At 61.5% G+C, this 2,398-nt stretch carries 4 protein-coding genes; all 4 read left to right on the forward strand.

Annotated features, from left to right (window positions below):
• Window positions 1-552: BamA/TamA family outer membrane protein (locus tag WB528_RS13850; protein ID WP_423888981.1), on the forward strand; the 552-nt coding region annotated here is incomplete at its 5' end.
• Window positions 553-753: 201 nt separating this feature from the next.
• Window positions 754-1,209 carry a 3-hydroxyacyl-ACP dehydratase FabZ gene (gene fabZ / locus WB528_RS13855; RefSeq protein ID WP_423888982.1) on the forward strand — a complete coding sequence of 152 codons (456 nt, stop codon included), beginning with the start codon at window positions 754-756 and terminating at the stop codon, window positions 1,207-1,209.
• Window positions 1,210-1,322: 113 nt separating this feature from the next.
• On the forward strand, window positions 1,323-1,622 hold the full coding sequence (locus WB528_RS13860) for a hypothetical protein (RefSeq protein ID WP_423888983.1): 300 nt from the start codon (window positions 1,323-1,325) through the stop codon (window positions 1,620-1,622).
• A gap of 134 nt (window positions 1,623-1,756) precedes the next feature.
• Window positions 1,757-2,398: acyl-ACP--UDP-N-acetylglucosamine O-acyltransferase (gene lpxA, locus WB528_RS13865; RefSeq protein WP_423888984.1), on the forward strand; the 642-nt coding region annotated here is incomplete at its 3' end.

The following is a 2,398-nucleotide window of genomic DNA, read 5'->3' on the forward strand; positions in this document are numbered from 1 at the left end:
GTTGTCGCGTTGGTTCACCTCCAGGGCGGTCTCCTGACCCAGGTCGGCAACAACCAGATCCGGATGCTCGATCACTTCCAGGAGGGTCCTAACCTGGTGCGCGGCTTTGCGCCGCTCGGCATCGGTCCGCGTGATATCAACCCTTACGGGACGCAGGACGCGCTCGGCGGTACGCAGTATTGGGGCGCCTCGCTGGAATTCCAGACGCCATTCTGGTTCCTGCCTAAGGAACTGGGTATGAAGGGCGCCGTCTATGCCGATGCCGGCTGGCTCGGAGATTACAAAGGCCCGACCGACTGGACCACTACGGGTGAAGTCAACGTACCGGGCTGTACCCCGCCAACGAACAATGGCTTGGCTTCCCCTGCCGCGCCCGGGACCTGCTTGGGATTGCAATATGCCGCTCAGAACGTCGTGCGCACGTCGGTCGGCGTGGGCCTGATCTGGCAGTCGCCGTTCGGTCCGCTCCGCTTCGACTACGCGATACCGATCACCAAGGGCAAATACGACGTCGTGCAGCAGTTCAAGTTCGGCGGCGGCACCACCTTCTAATTGCCTGACGGCGTAGTCGGTAGAACGGGAGCTGGACCAAAACGTGCCCGGCTCCCGCACCGCGGGTCAGGTTAAGGATTGCCAGGGATCGTCAACGACCGCAGAATCGGCCAGTGGGCCAACCCCGTCCGGATCTTGGATTCGGAAGGGGGGCGGCGTTTGGCGCGGCGCTGAACGCCCGAAGGGGGAGGATCGGGGAAAATGGAGGAGACGTCGGTCAAGTATGAGCTCGTGGATATCAACGAGATCCTCAGGACACTGCCGCATCGTTACCCCATGCTGCTGATCGACCGGCTGATTAATGTTCGTTCGGACCACAGCGGAATTGGCATCAAGAACGTCACCTATAACGAGCCGGTATTTCTCGGCCATTTTCCCGACCGTCCGGTTTATCCGGGCGTGCTGATGATCGAGGCAATGGCGCAGACCGCCGGCGTCATCGGCATCAAGGCGATGGAAACGGATAAACCGCGCGCGGTTTATTTTCTGACCATCGACAAGTGCAAGTTCCGTAAGCCTGTCCTGCCCGGCGATACGATTGAATATCACATGCGCAGCATCGCAAGGCGCAAGGCGATGTGGTGGTTTCACGGGGATGCCAAGGTGAATGGGACAATCGTTGCCGAGGCCGATGTGGGTGCGATGCTGGCCGACTGACAAGGCCCATGCGCCGCGCGGCTGTATCGTTAGCCGGCGTCGTCGTGTGACCTCCAATCGACAGGCCTGAGTTTCTGTGTTTTAGTTTCGGTGTCAGGCGCTGGAACGGGCAGATGCGAAACTTGGCGATATCAGCGGCATCTGCCGTGTTGCTCCTGGCCCTGAGTGGCCGCGCCGATGCGGGCAAGACGTGCCTCACCACCGCCACGGAGGCCCTGCCGAAAATCACAGGGCTCGTCGTCAAGAGGTCTCGGACACGTCCGGTGCCGCCTGCCATTCTGGCTACGTGGCGAGGCCAGTCCAAGCCGATCATCGTGGACGTGGACGTCGAAACCGCAGGCGACGCGCAAACCTTTTCCTATATGTGCGTGATAACCCAAGGCTCTGTCTTCGTGCAGCGGACGATGAACTGACGCTGCGGCTTATCCGGGCCTCTTGGGCCTTCCGATTCCCGGTGTCGCGTCACTGGACAGCCCCGGCGGCCCGCGCTAACCACTGAAAAAGCCGACAATTACTCCAAATCGCTGCAAGACAGATGGGCCTCTCGATGACCACGATCGACCCAACCGCGCGGGTTGAAGACGGCGCCGTGATCGGCGACGGCGCCACGATCGGTCCGTATTGCGTGATCGGCGGCAACGCCGTCATCGGTGCGGATTGCAGGCTGATCTCGCATGTCCATGTGATGGGACACACGAGCGTTGGCGCCGGCTGCACGATCTATCCGTTCGCCTCGCTCGGCGGAGCGCCGCAGGATCTGAGCTATCGCGGCGAACCCACGCGTCTTGAGATCGGTGTTGGCTGCACGATTCGCGAAGGCGTTACGATGAATGTCGGCACCGTGAAAGGCGGCGGTCTTACCCGCGTGGGCGATCGCGGCTTCTTCATGAACAACAGCCATGTCGGGCATGACTGCTTCGTCGGTAACGACGCGATTTTCGCGACATCGGCGACGCTCGGCGGACACTGCGAAATCGGCGACTTCGTCTACATCGGCGGCTTGTCGGCGGTGCATCAGTTCACGCGCGTCGGGCCGCAGGTCATGATCGGCGGCGTCTGCGGCGTCCGCGGCGATATTATTCCGTTCGGGCTGGTCAACGGACAATATGCAGCGCTCGAAGGCCTCAACATCATCGGCATGAAGCGCCGCAATTTTACCCGGGAGCGGCTTGCCCTCGTCAGGTCGTTT

The organism is Bradyrhizobium sp., from assembly GCF_049586575.1.
Classification (GTDB): domain Bacteria; phylum Pseudomonadota; class Alphaproteobacteria; order Rhizobiales; family Xanthobacteraceae; genus Bradyrhizobium.

Bases quoted from the DNA above. Each gene is read 5' to 3' on its own strand.
- WB528_RS13860 (WP_423888983.1), top strand. From the start codon at position 1,323: ATGCGAAACTTGGCGATATCAGCGGCATCTGCCGTGTTGCTCCTGGCC.
- fabZ (WP_423888982.1), top strand. From the start codon at position 754: ATGGAGGAGACGTCGGTCAAGTATGAGCTCGTGGATATCAACGAGATC.